The following is a 1748-nucleotide window of genomic DNA, read 5'->3' as shown; positions in this document are numbered from 1 at the left end:
GACCCGCACCGAAGCCACCGGTCTCCCGGCGGTCGCCTCGCCGTCGCTCCGACCGGAAACCGAACCCGCCGCGGCCGGCGTCGGCGCGGACGCGCGTCCTGCGGAACCGCTCTTCGAGGCGTCCGCTGACGTGGGCGTACATGAAGTACGTCGTCGCGCCGAAGGGGACGGCGACGAACAGCAACAGAAGCTGTCGGTAGGCGAACGCCAACACGACGAGGAGCATGGTAATTCCCGCGAACACTGCCGCGAGCCCCATGACAAGTCGGTCTCGGTCCACGGGCGCAGTTAGGGTCGCACGGTGGTAAACGTCTCGCCGGGCAGCGACAGCCGGACGGAGCGGCCGGAAAAATCGAGCGTCTGCGCCGACTCAGCGGTACTGATTCAGCCGCTTTTTGAGGCGCTTTGCGGCCTGTCCGGCGGCCTTGTCGAAGTCCTCACCGTCGTCCTCGCCGGCGAAGATGATGCCGCGCGAGGAGTTCACGAGGCCGACGCCGTCCGCGAGGCCGAACTCGACGGCGGCCTCGGCGTCGCCGCCCTGCGCTCCCACGCCGGGGACGAGAAACGGCAGGTCGGGCACCTGCTCGCGGAGGTGTTCCAGTTCGTCGGGACCGGTCGCGCCGACGACGAGGCCGACGTTCCCGTGTTCGTTCCAGAGGTCGCAGAGTGCGGCGACGCGCTCGTAGAGGGGTTCGCCCGAATCGAGTTCGAGCGACTGGAGGTCCGAGCCGCCGGGGTTCGAGGTGCGGCAGAGGACGAACACGCCCTTGTCCGCCCGCGAGAGGAACGGCTGGATGGAGTCGCGGCCCATGTAGGGGTTGACCGTGATGGCGTCGGCGTCGTCGAGCAGGTCGGCGTACTTGCGCGTCGTGTTACCGATGTCGGCGCGCTTGGCGTCCAGCAGGACCGGCACGCCCTTCCCGTGGGCGTAGGCGATGGTCTCGCGCAGGGAGCGCCAGCCGTCTTCGTCCTCGTAGAACGCCGCGTTCGGCTTGAACGCCGCGGCGTGCTCGTGAGTCGCGTCGATGATGCGGCGGTTGAACGCCCAGCGCGGCAGGTCCTTGTCGAGCAGGTGGTCGGGGATGCGGTCGATATCGGCGTCGAGGCCGACCGAGACGACGCTGTCTGTCGCCTCGATGCGGTCGCGGAGGTCGTCGAAGAAGCCCATTGCCCGCGAGTGCGACGACCGGCAGTAAGGGGTTTTCCCTTCGGCGTGGGTGGACTGCCCCGCTCAGCCTGTCCGGAAGGAGAAGTCGGAACTCGGCGCGCTGTGGGTGAGCCACCCCATCGAGACCACGTCGACGCCGGTGCCGGCGTAGGCGGGAAGCGTCTCCAGCGTGATGCCCCCGCTGGCCTCCGAGATGACGCCCTCGGGGAGTCGGGAGACGCCCTCGCGGACCGCCTCGGGCGAGAGGTTGTCGAACAGGACGATGTCGGCCCCGGCGGCCGCGGCGCGCTCGCCCATCTCGGGGGTCTCGACTTCGACTTCGAGCTTCGTCGCGAACGACTTTCGCTCGGCGAAGCGGCGGACCGCCTCCTCCAGCCCGAGTTCTGCGACGTGGTTGTCCTTGACCATCACCATCCCCGAGAGCGTGAGCCGGTGGGTGTCGCCGCCGCCGGCGACGACGGCCCGCTTTTCGACGCCGCGGAGGCCGGGCGTGGTCTTCCGGGTCGCGGCGACCCGAACCGAGTCCGAAACCTCGCGGGCGGCGTCGACGGCTTCGCGGGTCGTGGTCGCGACCCCAGAG

Annotated in this window: 2 protein-coding genes and 1 pseudogene; all 3 read right to left on the bottom strand. The window is 69.7% G+C overall.

Annotation, left to right across the window (positions count from 1 at the left end):
• A pseudogene (locus NKF06_RS20520) lies at positions 1–280 on the bottom strand (J domain-containing protein); the annotation flags it as partial.
• A 90-nt stretch (positions 281–370) separates the two neighbouring features.
• The gene (gene pyrF / locus NKF06_RS20515; RefSeq protein ID WP_253246452.1) at positions 371–1168 is read right to left on the bottom strand and encodes an orotidine-5'-phosphate decarboxylase; all 798 of its coding nucleotides are present in this window, start codon (positions 1166–1168) and stop codon (positions 371–373) included.
• A gap of 63 nt (positions 1169–1231) precedes the next feature.
• The coding region (gene nadC / locus NKF06_RS20510; RefSeq protein ID WP_253246451.1) for a carboxylating nicotinate-nucleotide diphosphorylase at positions 1232–1748 on the bottom strand (517 nt) is incomplete at its 5' end.

The sequence above is a fragment of the Haloferax sp. AB510 genome (genome assembly GCF_024136985.1).
In the GTDB taxonomy this organism is placed as follows: Archaea; Halobacteriota; Halobacteria; order Halobacteriales; family Haloferacaceae; genus Haloferax.
The sequence above is the reverse complement of the archived record's forward strand: the minus strand, read 5'-3'. Positions and strand labels throughout refer to the sequence as shown.